Raw genomic sequence first — 16,007 nt, forward strand, 5'->3', positions numbered from 1 at the left:
GGATGGCCCACCCTGATGATCCGTCACATCAGAACAGCGGCAAGGGCGCTGCTCGCGGCCGGCCTGCTCGTCACCGGCACACCGGCCGGGGCCTCGCCAGCGGCGGCAGCCGCGGCGCCGACGGCCCTGACCGCGTCCGACTACACCCTCACCTCCGACTACCACCAGTACGACACCCTCGACTCGGCGCTCGCCACGACGCTCGGGACCTCCGCCGTGCACACGGTGATGGAGCACGCGAACCACGACCGGCAGGCGCTCCCCGCGTCCTTCTCCGTGGCCGGCCTGACCACCGGCTTCCGGTTCGACGACGGCGACAACTCCGACTGCCAGAGCTTCCCCCAGGGCATCACCACGAGCCGGGACGCCGTGGGGACCGCGAACAGCGGCAACTACGACGGCCACCAGCTCGTGCTGGTGAGCTGGTACACCAAGGACGGCTGCGGCGGCGCCCAGCAGCGCAGCCGGATCACCCTGGTCGACTGGGACGCCACCTACCCCGACACCTACCGCAAGATCCTCCTGGTGGAACCGACCGGCACCGCGGCCGCGCCGGACTTCAAGGACGTCCCGATCCACGCCGGCGGCGTCTCCTGGTACGGCGACCACCTCTACGTCGCCGACACCGGCCGCGGCATGCGCGTCTTCGACCTGCGCAAGATCCTCAACACCGACACCGGCGGCACCGCCGACCAGATCGGCCGCCAGCCCGGAGGCGCCTACTACGCCCACAACTACGCCTACGTGCTGCCCCAGGTCGGCACGGTCACCGCGCAGACCGCCTCCGGAGCCAAGCTGGTGTGGTCGTCGGTCTCCCTCGACCGGGTCAGCAAGTCGATCGTGATGACGGAGTACACCTGCCAGGCGGACTGCGTCGACTACCCGAACCGCCCGCCGAGGGCCGTCCGCTTCCCGTTCGCCGCCGGGGCGACGACCTTCGCCGCGACGACGACCGCAAGCCAGGCCCTCCAACTGCCCTGGTACAACCTCAACGGCGTGGCCTCCCACAACGGCCGGTGGTGGTTCAACTCCTCGGGGCAGAAGAAGCTCTACTACTGGACCCCGACCGCGGGCGCCTCGACCTTCGCCTGGGTGGGCGGCGGCGAGAGCCTCTCCTACTGGGAGGACGCCACCGGCCCCGACCTGCTGTGGTCGCTGCAGGAGAGCGCGGGCGGGCGCAACGTCTTCGCGGTCACCCAGTCCACCTACAGCGGCGGCTGAGCCCCTGGCTCGGGGTCGGCGGGGACGACTCGCCGGGGCCCCGTGGCGCACGGCCCGGTCGACGACGGCGACCCCGGGCGGGACCGTCGGCGACGGTCTGCCGGATGATGGGGGCAGGGGCACGGCAGCGGATGTGAGGGCGACACGGTGACAGCAGGCGAATCCATGGGGCTGGAGTCGGGACACCGGTCGGCGGACCGCGAGGGCCCGGAGACCGTCGCGGCCGCCGACCGGCCCGAGGCGGGCACGGAGCCCCCGGGCGGGGGCGCGGGGCGTCGGCGTTCCCTGGTCCGGCGGCTGGCGGTCCTGGTGCTCGTCCTCGTCCTGCTCTGCCTCCCGCCCTGGTGGACCCTGTTCGCCTCCGGCGCCGACTGGCCGTTCCCGGTCCTCCTGGCCGGCACGGTCGTCCTCGCGGCCTGGATGGTCTCCTTCCCCTTCCTGATGGTCGCGGGCCACGGGCGGCGGCGCAGCGACCGGGCCGCCCGCGTCGCGGACACCAGCCTCGGGGTGGTCTGGGTGCTGTTCACCTGGTCGGTGCTGGGCGGCTCGGTGGACCTGCTGCTGGCCGGACTCGACGTCGGCGGCACCGACCGGGCCAGGGCCGTGGCCGTGGCCGTCGCCGTGGTCTCGGCCGGGCTGCTGGGCTGGGGGCACCACGAGGCGATGCGCGTGCCCCGGGTGAAGCGGGTGGACGTGCACCTCCCGCGGCTCGGCGCCGGCCTGGACGGGACCAGGGTCGTGGTGCTGGCCGACACCCACTACGGGCCGATCGACCGGGCGGACTGGTCGGCGCGGGTCGCCGAGGCGGTCAACGCGCTCGACGCGGACGTCCTGGTCCATGCCGGCGACATCGCCGACGGCACCCCGGCCCAGCGCCGGGAGCAGTCCGCGCCGCTCGGGACGGTCCGGTCCCGGCTGGCCAAGGTCTACGTCACGGGGAACCACGAGTACGGCAGCGAGGCCCAGGGCTGGCTGGACCGGATGGCGGACCTGGGCTGGGAGCCGCTGCACAACCGCCACCTCGTGGTGGAGCGCGGCGGCGACGCCCTCGTGCTCGCCGGGGTGGACGACGTGACCGCGGAGTCCTCCGGCCTGGCCGGACACCGCGCGAACCTGGTCGGCGCGCTGGCGGGGGCGGACCCGGCCCTGCCGGTCCTGCTCGTCGCCCACCAGCCCAAGTACGTCCCGCAGGCCGCTGCCGCCGGCATCGACCTGCAGGTCTCCGGGCACACCCACGGCGGCCAGATCTGGCCGTTCAACTTCCTCGTCCGGATCGACCAGCCGGTGGTGCACGGCCTGAGCCGGCACGGGGAGCGGACCCAGCTCTACACCAGCCGCGGCACCGGCTTCTGGGGCCCGCCGTTCCGGGTCTTCGCCCCGAGCGAGATCACCCTGCTCACGCTGCGCTCGGGCGGTCCGTCGCCCGCCGCGTGACCGGCCGTTGAAAGGCTCGAACCGGGGCTCACGGCAGCAACAGCCGCGTCCCCGGCGGCAGTTCGCCGTCCCGGGCGGCGTCGCGCAGGTGCGCCAGCAGGGTGTCCCGCAGCGCCTCCGCCGCGCGGGTGAGCGGCACCTCGTGGCCGTGGGCGACGGCGATGGTGCGGCCCAGTCCGGGCCCGGCGAAGGCCGTCACCGCGAGGCCGGAGCGGGCGGCCACCATGCCGGGGACGACGGCGGGCCCGATCCCGGCCCGGACGAAGCCCAGCACCGCGTCCATCTCGCCGCCCTCCACCGCGAACTCCGGCTCGAACCCGGCCGCCCGGCAGGCCGCCAGGGTCGCCTCGCGGACGTCGTAGCCCTCCCGGAACATCACCAGCGGCCGGCCCTTCAGCTCCGTCACCCGGACCTTGCGCCGGGCCGGCCGCCCGGCCGCGACCAGCACCAGCTCCTCGTGCAGCAGTTCGGTGACCGCGAGCGCGGGCTCCTGCTCCCCGCTCGGCCGGGTGATGGTCAGCGCGAGGTCCAGCTCCCCCGCCGCCAGCCAGCCGACCAGGTCGCGCGAGCCGCCCTCGCGGACCACCAGCGCCACCCCCGGGTAGCGGTCCCGGAAGACCCGCAGCACGTCCGGCACCAGGCTGGTGCACAGGCTCGGCGGTGCGCCCAGCCGGACCCGGCCGCGGCGCAGCTGCACCGTCTCCTGCACGGCCAGCCGGGCGGTCTCGGTGTCCGCGAGGATGCGCCGGGCCAGCGGCAGCAGGGCGTCCCCGGCGTCCGTGAGCGCGATGTTGCCCCGGGTGCGGTGGAACAGTTCCGCACCCAACTCCCGTTCCAGGGCCCGGATCTGTTGCGAGAGTGACGGCTGCGCGACGTGTGCCGCCTCGGCGGCCCGGGTGAAGTGCCGGGTCTCGGCGACGGCCAGGAAGTAGCGGAGTTGCTGGAGCTGCACAGGGCCAGGATAGGCCGCATCGATAGTCCATGCCTATCGTCACGAGCCGCATCATGTCTTGGACGTACCCTCGACGCCGTCCCTACCGTTGCTGCCATGACAACCGCGACTCGGACGGCCCGGCATCCGTCCACCCTGGCGACCCTGTGGCGGTCGACCGTCGGCAAGAAGGCGGTCATGGCCGTCACCGGACTGGCCATGCTGCTGTACCTGGTCGCGCACATGCTGGGCAACCTCAAGGTGTTCTTCGGCCCGGACGACATCAACGGCTACGCGGCCTGGCTGCGCACCATCGGACAGCCCTTCCTGGGCCACGAGTGGTTCCTGTGGATCGCCCGGGCGGGCCTGCTGGCCGCCGTGGTGCTGCACGGCGTCTCCGCGTACCAGCTCAGCCGCCGCGACCTCGCGGCCCGCCCGAGCCGGTACGTGCACAAGCGCCGCCGCGCGAGCTACGCGACGCGGACCATGCGCTGGGGCGGGGTGATCCTGGCGCTGTTCATCGTCTGGCACATCCTCGACCTCACCACGCTGACCGTGAACCCGGGCACCGATCACGGCCAGACGTACCAGAACATCGTGGCCTCCTTCGGCCGCTGGTACGTCGACGTGTTCTACGTCGTCGCGATGCTGGCCGTCGGCCTGCACATCCGGCACGGGTTCTGGAGCGCCGCGCAGACCCTCGGCGCCAACAACGCCCGCCGCGACCGGGCGCTCAAGCTGGTCGCGAACGGCCTGGCGCTGGTGCTGACCGCCGGCTTCCTGTCCGTCCCCGTGGCCGTGATGACCGGAGTCGTGAAGTGAGCAGTGGTGGCCCGAGGCGTGAAGTGAGCAGTGCTGACCGGAGCGGTGAAGTGAGCAGTGGTGACATGAGCTACCTGGAGTACACCCTCGGCGAGCCGGTCGCCGACGCCAAGGCCCCCGCCGGGCCGATCGAACAGCGCTGGGACCAGCGGCGGTTCGACGCCAAGCTGGTCAACCCGGCCAACCGGCGCAAGCACACCGTGATCGTGGTCGGCACCGGCCTGGCCGGCGGCGCGGCCGGCGCCACCCTGGCCGAACAGGGCTACCACGTGGTCCAGTTCTGCTTCCAGGACTCCCCACGGCGGGCCCACTCGATCGCCGCCCAGGGCGGCATCAACGCGGCCAAGAACTACCGCAACGACGGCGACTCGGTCCGCCGGCTGTTCTACGACACCGTCAAGGGCGGCGACTTCCGGGCCCGCGAGTCCAACGTGCACCGGCTGGCCCAGGTGTCGGTGGAGATCATCGACCAGTGCGTGGCCCAGGGCGTGCCCTTCGCCCGCGAGTACGGCGGCCTGCTGGACACCCGGTCGTTCGGCGGCGTCCAGGTCTCCCGGACCTTCTACGCCCGCGGCCAGACCGGCCAGCAGCTGCTGCTCGGCGCCTACCAGGCGCTCTCCCGGCAGGTCGCCGCCGGGAACGTGGAGCTGCACCCGCGCACCGAGATGCTCGACCTGCTGGTGGTCGACGGCCGGGCCCGCGGCATCGTCGCCCGCGACCTCGTCACCGGCGAGATCCGCTCCTACACCGCGGACGCCGTGGTGCTCGCCAGCGGCGGCTACGGCAACGTCTTCTACCTCTCCACCAACGCCAAGAACTCCAACGCCACCGCGATCTGGCGGGCGCACCGGCGCGGCGCGTACTTCGCCAACCCGTGCTTCACCCAGATCCACCCGACCTGCATCCCGCGCTCGGGCGACCACCAGTCCAAGCTCACCCTGATGAGCGAGTCGCTGCGCAACGACGGCCGGATCTGGGTGCCCAAGGCGAAGGGCGACAACCGGCCGCCCGGGCAGATCCCGGAGGAGGAGCGGGACTACTACCTGGAGCGGATCTACCCCTCCTTCGGCAACCTGGTGCCGCGCGACATCGCCTCCCGGGCCGCCAAGAACGTCTGCGACGAGGGCCGCGGCATCGGCCCCGGCGGCCAGGGCGTCTACCTGGACTTCGCCGACGCGATCCGCCGGCTGGGCCGGGACGCCGTCGAGGCCAAGTACGGCAACCTCTTCGAGATGTACGAGCGGATCACCGCCGAGGACCCGTACCGGGTGCCGATGCGGATCTACCCGGCGATCCACTACACGATGGGCGGGCTCTGGGTCGACTACGACCTGCAGACCACCGTCCCGGGCCTGTTCGCGATCGGGGAGGCCAACTTCTCCGACCACGGCGCCAACCGGCTCGGCGCCAGCGCCCTGATGCAGGGCCTGGCCGACGGCTACTTCGTACTGCCGCCCACCATCAACGACTACCTGGCCCGCCACCCGCTGCCGGCCGTGCCCGCCGACCACCCGGTGCTCGCCGAGGTGGAGGCCGAGGTCGAGGACCGGCTCAACCTGATCCTCGCGGTGGACGGCGACCGCACCCCGGACTCCTTCCACCGCGAACTCGGCGAACTGCTCTGGGACGAGTGCGGGATGGCCCGCGACGAGGCCGGGCTGCGCCGGGCGCTGGAGCGGATCCCGCTGCTGCGCGAGGAGTTCTGGCGCCGGATCAAGGTGCCGGGCACCGGGCAGGAGCTCAACCAGTCGCTGGAGAAGGCCAACCGGCTGGTCGACTACTTCGAACTGGCCGAGCTGATGTGCCTGGACGCGCTGCACCGCGCCGAGTCCTGCGGCGGCCACTTCCGCACCGAGAGCCAGACCCCCGACGGCGAGGCCGCCCGCCGCGACGAGGACTTCTCCTACGCCGCCGCCTGGGAGTTCACCGGCACCGGCGCGGCACCCGTCCTCCACCGCGAGGAACTCGACTTCGAGTACGTCCACCCCACCCAGCGGAGCTACGCATGAACCTCACCCTGCGCATCTGGCGCCAGGCGGGCCCGGACGCACCCGGCTCGATGACCACCTACCGGGTCGACGGGATCAGCCCGGACATGTCCTTCCTGGAGATGCTGGACACCCTCAACGAGGAGCTGATCACCCGCGGCGACCAGCCCGTCGCCTTCGACCACGACTGCCGCGAGGGCATCTGCGGCGCCTGCGGCATGGTCATCAACGGCCAGGCGCACGGCCCCGAGCGCACCACCACCTGCCAGCTGCACATGCGGCACTTCCAGGACGGCGACACCATCGACGTCGAGCCCTGGCGGGCGGCGGCGTTCCCGGTGGTCAAGGACCTGGTGGTGGACCGCTCGGCCTTCGACCGGATCATCGGCTCCGGCGGCTACATCACCGCCCCCACCGGCAGCGCCCCCGAGGCGCACGCCACGCCCGTCCCCAAGGAGACCGCCGACACCGCCTTCGAGCACGCCGAGTGCATCGGCTGCGGCGCCTGCGTGGCGGCCTGCCCGAACGGCTCGGCGATGCTCTTCACCTCCGCCAAGGTGGTGCACCTCAACGTGCTGCCGCAGGGCGCGCCGGAACGGGCCGCCCGGGTACGGGACATGGTCTCGGCCATGGACGCCGAGGGCTTCGGCGGCTGCACCAACACCGGTGAGTGCGCCACCGCCTGCCCCAAGGGCATCCCGCTGCCCAGCATCGCGGCGATGAACCGGGAGTTCCTGCGGGCCGCCCGCGGCTGACGACTCCCCCGCTACGGTCGGCCCCTCGCTCTGGTGCTCAGGCGAGGGGCCGACGCCGTTCTGGAACAGGGCGCGCGGCGGCGGTTCGCGCTACCCGTACGGGTGGTGGATCGCCCGGGGCCGTGCTTCCTGACGGGGAATCGCGCTACGGTGGTGTCCGCTACGGAAGGACGGCATATGCCCGAGGTTCAGTCCTGTTCCGGTTGCGGCGGGTCCGGGGGGACCCAGAAGACCGAGGCCACGGTCGAACTGGACGAGGAAGGAAGCATGGTGCCCAGTGTCCACACCTTCTGGTCGCCCTGCGGCCGGTGCCACGGATCCGGAACGGTGATCGTCGGATGAGGTTCGTCTTCGAATGCGTCGAGTGCGGTGGGCACTACCTGCCGCCCGAGGAGATGGTGTACCCGGACGGGCCGGCCTCGCCGGTCTGGTGCACCGCCTGCCAGAGCGCCAAGCGCGCGGCCGGCGTCCGGGAGGACCCGCTGCTCGCCCGGGTCGCGCTGGCCGCCGCCCGGGCCGCACTGGCCCGGCGGGCCGCGGAGGCGGCCGAGCAGCCCGCCCGCCCGGACGTCCGCCCGTCCCGCCCGCCGCGGTCCCGCCGGGCCCGCTCCGGCCCCGGCGTGCTGCGCGGCAAGCTGGGCTGACGGCCCGCGGGACGACGGGTCGGCGGGACCAGGGCCGGGGCACACGAACCGACGGTGCGTCAGTTATCCGCCACGACAATGAACTTGTGCGGACCCGGGACGTGCTGGCACATTGTCCTCCCTCGCACGACAGTCTTGGGGGACATGGCCATGCAGCCGACCGATCCTTCCGATTCGACCCGGGCCGGACAGACCGGCTCCTTCCCGTTCGTTCCGCCGCCTCCGCCCGGCGGGCCGCCGACACCGGCCCCGTTCGGGCCGCCGCCGCCCACCACCCCGCCGCCGGCCTTCACGAGCGGTCCCGCCGGCACCCCGACCACCACCCGCGTCGCGGTCACCAACCGCATCCTCTGGATCGGGCAGGCCGCGTACCCGCTCGCCAACGTGGCCCGGGTCGGCACCTCCTTGATCGTGCCCGGCCGGCGCCGCGCGCTCCTGCGGCTGCTCGCCTTCGGCCTGGTCGTCTTCCTGCCGGTGCTCGTGATCGCGCAGGCCACCGACGGATCGTCCTCGGACTCCGGGTCCGGCACGCTGTTCCTCGTCGCGATGATCCTCGTGGCGCTCTACTTCCTGATCTTCACCTGGCCGGTGCTGCGCCGGCCCGACCTGTACGTGCTGGCCGTGGACACGGCCGGCCCGCCGACCGCGGTGCTGGCCTGGCTCACCGCGGAGCCGGCGTTCGAGCTGCAGGCCACCATCACTCGCGCGATCGAGAACCCGCAGGCCGAGTTCCAGCAGATCGTCCAGACCATCAGCGTGGACCTGCGGCAGTACCAGTTCGGCGACAGCGTCAACATCTACGGCGGCCAGGGAAACACGGGAGTCAGCAAGTGAACGACAACGAGCGTCCGGACGTCCAGTACGGCGACCGCGTCACCATCCACGGCGGCAGCGGCAACGTCGGCATCCAGCACAACAACGGGGCGGCCGGCGACCAGGCGCTGCCGCCGGAGGTCGCCGCGCTGTTCGCCCGGCTCGCCGCCGTGGTCACCGACCTGGCCCGGGACGGGCGGCTCCACGAGGCGGACCGACAGAGCCTCGCCGAGGCCCTGCCGGTGCTGACCAGCCCCGCCGCCGAGGAGCCGAGGAGCCGGCGCAACACCCTGCTGCTGCTGGCCGGCCTGGCCCAGAGCGTCGGCGAGGCCGCCGCGCCCGCGCTGGGCCTGGCGAACCAGCTCCTGGCCCTGCTCAGCGGCTGACCGACCGGCCGGCGCCCACCCACTCGCGGGCGGGCGCCGGCCTACGCCGTACCCCTTGCCCCCGTCTCCGCCGCCGTCTCGGTGAGGAAGCGTTCCACCAGCTCGGCGACGGTCTCCGGGGCGTCCTCGGGGCTGTAGTGGCCGACGCCGGGCAGTTCGACGGCCCGGCCGCGCGGGAACGCCTCGGCGAACAGGGGCAGGAAGTGCCGGGCGGCGAGGGTGCGGTCGGCCGCGCCCCAGAGCGCGAGCGCGGGCAGGGCGGCGAGCGCCGCGCGGGCCTCGGCGCCCGGGGTCTCGAAGGTGTGCGCCCCGGTGGCGAAGCCCTTCGCCCAGCCGATCGCCCCGGCGGCCTCCGCGGGGGACGGGAAGGCCGCGCCGTAGGCGGCCAGCCAGGTGTCGGTGATCAGGGCGTTGTTCTCGAAGCCGTTGAGCTTCAGGGTGCTGAGGACGGTGTGGCGGAGTTCGCCGAGGACGGCGTCCAGGCTGCCGTCGGCGTGCGCCCGGGCGATCCAGCCGAACCACGGGGACTCGGCCGCGTTGGCGGCGAGCGCCGCGCCGAGGCCGGGCTGGCCGAACGGCGTGGGCCCGTTGACGCTCACCACCCGGGCGATCAGCTCCGGGCGGCGGGCGGCCAGGCCCATGCCGACCGGCCCGCCGAAGTCGTGCAGGACCAGGGTGAGTTCGCGCAGGCCGAGGTCCAGGACGAGCGCCTCCAGGTTGTCGACGTGGTCCTGCAGCCAGTAGGTCCGGTCGGCCGGGGTGGCGCTCTTGCCGAAACCCATGTGGTCGGGGACGACCACCCGGTGGGTCGGGGCCAGGCGGCGGACCAGGTCGCGGAAGAGGTAGCCCCAGGTGGGTTCGCCGTGCAGGCAGAGCACCACGGGGCCGCTGCCCTCGTCCACGTAGTGCTGGCGGAAGCCGGCGGCGGTGCTGAAGTGCGGCCGGTACGGGAAGGTGCCGTCGAAGGTCTCGTGGGCGGCGATCATGGTCGGGCTCGCTCCAAGGTGGTAGCAACTTAAAACCGCAAGGCCGAGGCTAGGCCTTGCGGTTTTATTACGCAACCATGCTGGTCGGAGCGGTCATTGGCGGTCTCAGAACAGCGCCTCCTGGGTGTCCGGCTCCGGCGGGCGCAGACGCTCCTGGAGGACCAGGCCCTCGGACCCGCGGCCGGTGACCGGGCTGAGCGTCCAGCCGGTGAGCAGCCGGCTGTCCAGCAGCAGCGGTCCGGAGCCGTCCGTCTGGTCCAGGAAGAGGTGCCGGCCCACCGGCGCGCGGAGCCGGCCCGCGAGCACCGCGCCGTCGGCCAGCCCGGCGATCTCCCGGTACGCCTCCGGGGCGCCGCCGGCCAGCCCGTAGCGCTCGACGTGGTCGACCACCGGCCGGTCGGCGAGCAGCTCCACGGCGTGGCCGTCCAGCAGCCGGTGCGCCCGGGCGCGGGCGTCGCCGAGCACCGTACGGCGGTACGGGACGTCGCCGTGCGACCACCACTGCTCGGTCTTGATCCTGGACTTGTACCGCTCGCGGGCCAGGCCCGAGGCGGCGACGGTGAGTTCGGCGCGCCGGACCGCCGGCAGGGCGCCGCGGGCGGTGAACGCGTAGGCCAGCGCGCCCTGTTCGAGCAGCCGGCTGTCGCCGCGCTGCTCGGCGGTCAGGCCGACCTTGAGCAGGCCCTCGCCGAACCAGGCGAGGTAGAGCAGGTAGGTGCGGCCGTCGTCGAGGATCTGGTCCCGGGCGAGGGCGAGGCCGCGGTCCACGCTCTGGCAGGCCGGGCACTGCGTCGCGCCGCCGCCCGGGTCGATCACCGCGTGGTGCGGGCAGGGCGTGCACTCCGTCGCCCCGGCCAACCAGGCCCCCACGCAGCGGCGCGGGCCGCCCAGCAGCCAGCCGACCTCCACCCCCGGCGCCACGGCGCGCTCGTGCACCTGCGCGCCGCGCGCGGCCCCGAGCACGGCGCGGCCGTCCCGCCAGCTCAGGCCGGTGGAGACCCAGCCGGCGGGGCGGGCCCGGCGCTCGGGGGACTGCGGGGGCTGCGGGGGGATCGTCACGTTTCTCCTGGCCGTCGGTAGCCGACGAGACTACCCGGTGCCACCGACAGGCCGGGCGGCCCGGCGGAACCGCACCGGAAGCTCATTGACGTGACTCCGTCAAAGCAGTTAGCGTCCTTCCCAGTGCATCCCCCACGAACGATCCACTTCGGGAAGGGAACAACCATGCGCATCCTCCAGCGTGCCGCGGCCGTCACCGGCTCGCTCGCCCTCGCGGCCTCGGGCCTCGTCCTCGCCGCCGCCGTGCCGGCCTCGGCCACCACCACCGGGCTGAGCTGCAACGCGCCGTCCTACTTCACCGGCAGCGGCGGCCACGCGGGCGCGTCGATCCGCTGCGTCGGCTCGGCCTTCACCGGCCGGATCGTCTGCTACAAGCCGGGCTACGGCAACTACACCCACTACGGCAACCGCGTCGAGTCCGGCGGCACCTCGACCACCTGGTGCGACCTCGGCGCGACGATCCAGAAGGCCGACGGCGTCCCCTCCTGACCCCTCGGCAGCGCCACGCGGAAGACCGCGGGCCCGTCCGGCGACACACCGCCGGGCGGGCCCGCGCCCGCTCCCCCGGGCTCCACCGCCACTTCGCCACCCACACCCCGCTGGAGCCCTCGCCCCCGACCTCGGCGACTCCCCGGCTGCCTGCTCATCCGACCGCTCTCCACCGGATCTCCTGGATCGAGACTGACGGAGAGCAGGATCAACCCTCCACCACACCTTCCGCGGTCACCGGCCATTGGCCGCTGCTGCCGTCCGCCCGTCATCGACTCACCGGCCCTGGTCCCGCCCTCGCCCTCGCGCTCCGCCTCGCCCTCGACGCCCTGTCGGCCGCGCCAGCGGCCACGGACTGGATCCGGCCCGCCAGCCCACTCGACTGGAGGCACTGGGAGACCATCGAGCACCTCGCCGACGACCTTCTCGCCCGCGACGCCCGGCTCGGCCCGACACCGCCGCCGTGCGAGCAGTATGTGCCCTTCGCGGCGACCCGCCATGTCCCCGGCGACCCGAACAACTCCGTCCGCGTCGAAGCCGCCGATCGCGTCCCGGGACTGCTCGAAGTGCTCGACACTAGCGGCGGGTTGATGGCCGCCATGGTCCGGGTCGCCCCACCGGACACTCGCGCTTTCCACCCCTGGGACCTGACTGACTCTGTCGGCTTCGTGGCCATGAGCCTGGTCGAGACCCTGAACCACCTACACGACGTCACCCGAGGCCCTCGGCCTTCCCTGGACGCCGCCCGCCGACGTCTGCGAGCACACCGTGGCCCGGCTCTTCCCCGATGTCCCGGCCATCGGCGCCCCCCGACCTGCCCGGCGTCCCGCTGCGCACCGGCTGGCGCTGGTACGCCGACGCCCGGGCGCAACCTGCGGGTGTTCAACGGTCGGCCGATGCGGGAGGTCGACCGAATCGACTTCCCGCACCGGTTCCCATTCGGCTTCCTTTCTACCCCCGGTCACACCGGACCGCCAGCAGCCCGTCCACCCCACCAGCCCGTTGCCTCGGCATGAGGCGACGCACTAATAAAAAGACCGGACCGGGGAACTAGACGATCGCCTTGAGGCAGCACATTCGTTACCAGAGCACCCTTGCACGCCCTTCGCTGTTGAATCCGAGACCATGTCGATAGATTTCCGGCACCCAGTAGCGCCCGTCAGCTCCCTTGCTGAAAACCCCGAACTCGATCAGCAGATCCGCTTCCGCGACAGCCAGCTCGACCTGTTCCAGCTCGAACGGGACCAGAATCGAATGGCTGAGTCCCTGCATGTGCGTCAGGAGTCGGCCGATCTCCTTGTCCTCTTCCCCCACTGCAGTGATCTTGTTACTACTGCATTCGAGCAGGGCCTTACGCATGGCAGTGGGAACGAGCACGCGATCGTCCACCGTGTCGTTGTACTGCTCCGAATTCTTGGCGGCCGTTGCGAGGAACATGACTACATCACGCGCCTGCACCTGGCCCTTGAAGTCCCCGAGCGCCGCAGGTACCCACATGTGGGAACGCGCCTCACGAGACTTCGCGCTCCCCATCTTCCAACCCCACAGCTGGATCAGGCCGTTGATCAGATCCTCCTCCGAGAGATCTGTGATCCCGGAGGGCGACACAGGTTCGGGCAGCGCTTCGGCGTGCGAGGCCACCCAAAGCGCGAGGCGCAACGCCTCCACCTTGCTCCAGTGCAAAGCGTAGTGAGCGTACCTGCCTAGGAGCTGCGCGTTGTTCTGCCGAACCGCACCGGTGACAAGGTCACGCCTGACGAACACCACGAGCCCGAAGGGCCGGCCTCGCAGCGAGCGGAGCCATCCCAGGACGTCGATCAGTAGCACTCGCAATGCGGTGCGCTTCGTATCGTTGTCCAAGTTCTGCAGGAGGTCCTCGAGGCCGTCGACCACGAAGACCGCCTTGGCCTGCCGGCCGAGATCGATCAGGGCCTCTTCCGAGGTCCGCTGCTCGGATGGCTCCAGTCCGCAGGCCACGGCCAGACACTCCAGCCACAGGCTCCGCCAACCGAGTTCATCCAGGCCGTCCAACCTTCCCAGACCAGCTTTCAGCCGGTCCGGAATGCTTGATGCAGTGAGATTCCGTCGCGGCACGTCCCCGTACTTCGAGGCAAAGTCATCACGCAGGTCCTGCGGCTCAAAATCCCCGTACTCCAGATTCGCCGACTCCAGAACAGGAACAATGGGCGCCTCGACCGTGACGCCCCTGATCCCGGACTGCCCCGCGAAAGTCTGCCATGTCCGCGCCGCACACGCCTTCGCGTACATGAAGGTCTTTCCGGATCCCTTCGCCCCCACCACGAGAGCCTGCGGCAGCTCGGTCCGATGATCGGCGAGGAGACGACGAAGGGGTTCCGTCACGAGAAAGCCGCCGGCCGAGGAGAGCCCACTCTGCTCCGCATAGACGAGGTTCTCAGCGGTCCGAGCGAGGTTGCGCCGCAATTGACCGTATTCCACCTCCATCGCCCCGGGCTCAGGTTCGGTCGCGCTGCGGGGTACGGGGCTTGGGAGCAGGGATTCGAGTCCGTCGGCTACTCCGCACGATGAGATCACCTCCAACACCGCGTCCCACGATGAGGGAAGCGCGAGAAGTTCCTCTCTGAAGGGGCTCAGCACCGGCCGGGCGAGCAGCGCGGCATCAACGGGTTCCGTCTCGTCTCCGTCGCCCCCCTCCGGAACGCGGAGCGCACCTCCCAGAGCTGCCGAGAGAGCGCTGCGCGCAGCTTCCGCCTGGACCGTGTGGGCATCCATCCGGTACTGGGTGACAATGACAGACGTCGCGGGGTCGACGCCTTGGACCGTAGGAGCCTTTCCACCGAGCTGTCGGATCATCAACTCGGTACCGACAAGGGACTGATGACTCAGCGTCGTGACGAAGACGCGCTGGACTCTCGGATCGAGAAGCACCGGGGCCGAGAGCTCGGAAGCGCCGGCCCTGAGGTCAATGACGACCGTGTCCACTCCGAGTCGCGCCCCCAGAGCTGCCAGGGCCTCCGTCACGAAGTACACGGACCTCCCGGGGGAAAGAAGGTCCGCCGGCTCGATTCGGGGCGGAGTCAGCGTCGCGCGACGGCTCGACGGCATGACCGTCAGAGTCCCGCCACTCGCATAGTGACCGGCCTGCTGATTGGGCAGGTACGCGGCTGCGATGTCGACCGCTGCCGCAGGATCGCCGTTGTCCCCTCCCTGCAGGAGGGTGATGAAGTCCTCGTAGGTGAAGTCGCACTGCCCACCCTGCTCCTTGTGCATCCACGTGATGCCGGGAGCTTCCAGGTCGGCGTCGATCAGAAGGACCTTCCCACCGCTCCGCGCCAGCCTGTCCGCGACCGCAACCGCGTGGACAGTGCGCCCGACACCTCCCTTGAACGAGTGGAACGCCATGAGCTGGACATCACCGGAATATCCCGGCACCTCGGGCCGCTGCAGGGGTTCAGCCAATTCACGCGTGATGTGCTTCTCCCGAAGCAATGGAACGCGCCGCCTCCCCGCACCACGTTGATCGGCGTCCACTGTGAGTTCGACCCGCAATCCGGTGAACTCAGTGCTCCGCGGGTCGTCGAGGCCGAGCAGCAGGTCGCCCTCGACCCACCCCGCCGACCCCGTGCCGAACGCCTGGTCCAGCCAGCGCTTCACCGTCTCCGTATCGACCTTGGTGCTGGTGACCAGCTCCAGACAGTCCCACCAGCTGTCCGTGGCAACGAGCCAGTCGGGCCATTGTCCCGCCGCAGCCAACCTCGCCAAATGCTCATCCACATTGACCCAGCTGAAGAGGTGATCAGGGGGAACGATTCCACTGTCCATGATCTCCAACTTTCCATGTTCTGCCACGAGTCGATCCCCCTCAGTCCTGCTCGCACCATGAGATGAGCTCATCCAAAAGATCGCGGGCCTTTTTCTCGTCCTCGACATGCAGTTTCACACCATAACGCCAAGCCTGGTGCAGTTCGGCCAGGGCCACGTTCACGCCCGGATTCCCTGCCGCGCGGCAGTTCTTCATCCCCTTCAGCGCAGCGCCAAGACGCGCCGGCATGCCTAGATCCCGGGCCAGCTTCCAGAGATCGTGCGTCGGCTCGAGGTACGACGTGTCCCTTAGACCCCGGCGTACCAGCACTCTCTCCTTGAGCGCGCACTCCGCCGCATAGAAGAGGAGAAGACAGGATGTGACCGTGTCCCCGCCGTCAGCCACCCTGCCCGCACTGACCCGCAACTGCCACCGTCGTTTGCGGAGCGCAGCCACCCCCACGTGAAGCACCATGGCGCACATCATGGCACTGCGGCTCGCTTGAGAGGCAGCGATGTGATCAAAAGGTCGATAGAGATCGCTTTTTGATCGACCAACGGATCGCGTGATCATGTCTACTGCCCCCGGCGGCCTTCGGCGCTGACGGTCGCGGGGCTGGTCACCGGCGCTTGGCCGGGCGGGGTGTTCACGTTCTATTGTGGCGGGCGCGGTCGGCGGCGCGGTCGGGAGGCGGCGCC

General features: G+C 71.4%; 14 protein-coding genes. 9 read left to right on the plus strand and 5 right to left on the minus strand.

Annotated elements, in window-relative coordinates; genetic code table 11:
* Positions 1-15 precede the first annotated feature (15 nt).
* Positions 16-1,221: a hypothetical protein gene (locus AMK13_RS21205; protein ID WP_074003638.1), complete on the plus strand. Its 1,206-nt coding sequence runs from the start codon at positions 16-18 to the stop codon at positions 1,219-1,221.
* 165 nt (positions 1,222-1,386) lie between these two features.
* Positions 1,387-2,655 (plus strand): metallophosphoesterase, encoded by a 1,269-nt coding sequence (locus AMK13_RS21210; RefSeq protein WP_079272330.1) that lies wholly within the window; start codon positions 1,387-1,389, stop codon positions 2,653-2,655.
* 28 nt (positions 2,656-2,683) lie between these two features.
* Here AMK13_RS21210 and AMK13_RS21215 read toward each other — a convergent pair whose 3' ends face one another.
* Positions 2,684-3,607 (minus strand): LysR family transcriptional regulator, encoded by a 924-nt coding sequence (locus tag AMK13_RS21215; protein ID WP_074003639.1) that lies wholly within the window; start codon positions 3,605-3,607, stop codon positions 2,684-2,686.
* A 96-nt stretch (positions 3,608-3,703) separates the two neighbouring features.
* Here AMK13_RS21215 and AMK13_RS21220 point away from each other — a divergent pair, with 96 nt between their 5' ends.
* The 6 genes from AMK13_RS21220 (at position 3,704) to AMK13_RS21245 (ending at position 8,994) form a co-directional block, all read left to right on the plus strand.
* The gene (locus AMK13_RS21220) at positions 3,704-4,408 is read left to right on the plus strand and encodes a succinate dehydrogenase cytochrome b subunit (protein WP_049652714.1); all 705 of its coding nucleotides are present in this window, start codon (positions 3,704-3,706) and stop codon (positions 4,406-4,408) included.
* Between the two features lie 65 nt (positions 4,409-4,473).
* The gene (locus tag AMK13_RS21225) at positions 4,474-6,417 is read left to right on the plus strand and encodes a fumarate reductase/succinate dehydrogenase flavoprotein subunit (protein ID WP_074003640.1); all 1,944 of its coding nucleotides are present in this window, start codon (positions 4,474-4,476) and stop codon (positions 6,415-6,417) included.
* Complete coding sequence (locus tag AMK13_RS21230; RefSeq protein WP_074003641.1) at positions 6,414-7,151, plus strand: succinate dehydrogenase/fumarate reductase iron-sulfur subunit; 738 nt, start codon at positions 6,414-6,416, stop codon at positions 7,149-7,151. The genes AMK13_RS21225 and AMK13_RS21230 overlap by 4 nt, the downstream gene beginning before the upstream one ends.
* 338 nt (positions 7,152-7,489) lie before the next feature.
* The gene (locus AMK13_RS21235; protein WP_074003642.1) at positions 7,490-7,795 is read left to right on the plus strand and encodes a hypothetical protein; all 306 of its coding nucleotides are present in this window, start codon (positions 7,490-7,492) and stop codon (positions 7,793-7,795) included.
* Between the two features lie 144 nt (positions 7,796-7,939).
* Positions 7,940-8,629, plus strand: coding sequence for a DUF6232 family protein (locus tag AMK13_RS21240; protein WP_079272331.1), 690 nt, complete (start codon positions 7,940-7,942; stop codon positions 8,627-8,629).
* Positions 8,626-8,994, plus strand: a complete 369-nt coding sequence (locus tag AMK13_RS21245) for a hypothetical protein (protein ID WP_074003643.1) — start codon at positions 8,626-8,628, stop codon at positions 8,992-8,994. The genes AMK13_RS21240 and AMK13_RS21245 overlap by 4 nt, the downstream gene beginning before the upstream one ends.
* 41 nt (positions 8,995-9,035) lie before the next feature.
* Here AMK13_RS21245 and AMK13_RS21250 read toward each other — a convergent pair whose 3' ends face one another.
* Positions 9,036-9,980 (minus strand): alpha/beta fold hydrolase, encoded by a 945-nt coding sequence (locus tag AMK13_RS21250; protein ID WP_074003644.1) that lies wholly within the window; start codon positions 9,978-9,980, stop codon positions 9,036-9,038.
* A 105-nt stretch (positions 9,981-10,085) separates the two neighbouring features.
* A complete protein-coding gene (locus AMK13_RS21255; protein ID WP_074003645.1) occupies positions 10,086-11,039 on the minus strand; it encodes a DUF2797 domain-containing protein in 954 nt (317 codons plus the stop codon).
* Between the two features lie 165 nt (positions 11,040-11,204).
* On the opposite strand from AMK13_RS21255, the gene AMK13_RS21260 reads away from it, so the two are divergent.
* Positions 11,205-11,528 (plus strand): hypothetical protein, encoded by a 324-nt coding sequence (locus tag AMK13_RS21260; protein WP_074003646.1) that lies wholly within the window; start codon positions 11,205-11,207, stop codon positions 11,526-11,528.
* 1,080 nt (positions 11,529-12,608) lie between these two features.
* Here the strand turns inward: AMK13_RS21260 and AMK13_RS21265 are convergent.
* Complete coding sequence (locus AMK13_RS21265) at positions 12,609-15,329, minus strand: KGGVGR-motif variant AAA ATPase (protein WP_074003831.1); 2,721 nt, start codon at positions 15,327-15,329, stop codon at positions 12,609-12,611.
* 40 nt (positions 15,330-15,369) lie between these two features.
* Complete coding sequence (locus AMK13_RS21270; protein ID WP_143204592.1) at positions 15,370-15,783, minus strand: hypothetical protein; 414 nt, start codon at positions 15,781-15,783, stop codon at positions 15,370-15,372.
* Positions 15,784-16,007: the final 224 nt, after the last annotated feature.

The organism is Streptomyces sp. CB02056, assembly GCF_001905545.1.
In the GTDB taxonomy this organism is placed as follows: Bacteria; Actinomycetota; Actinomycetes; order Streptomycetales; family Streptomycetaceae; genus Kitasatospora.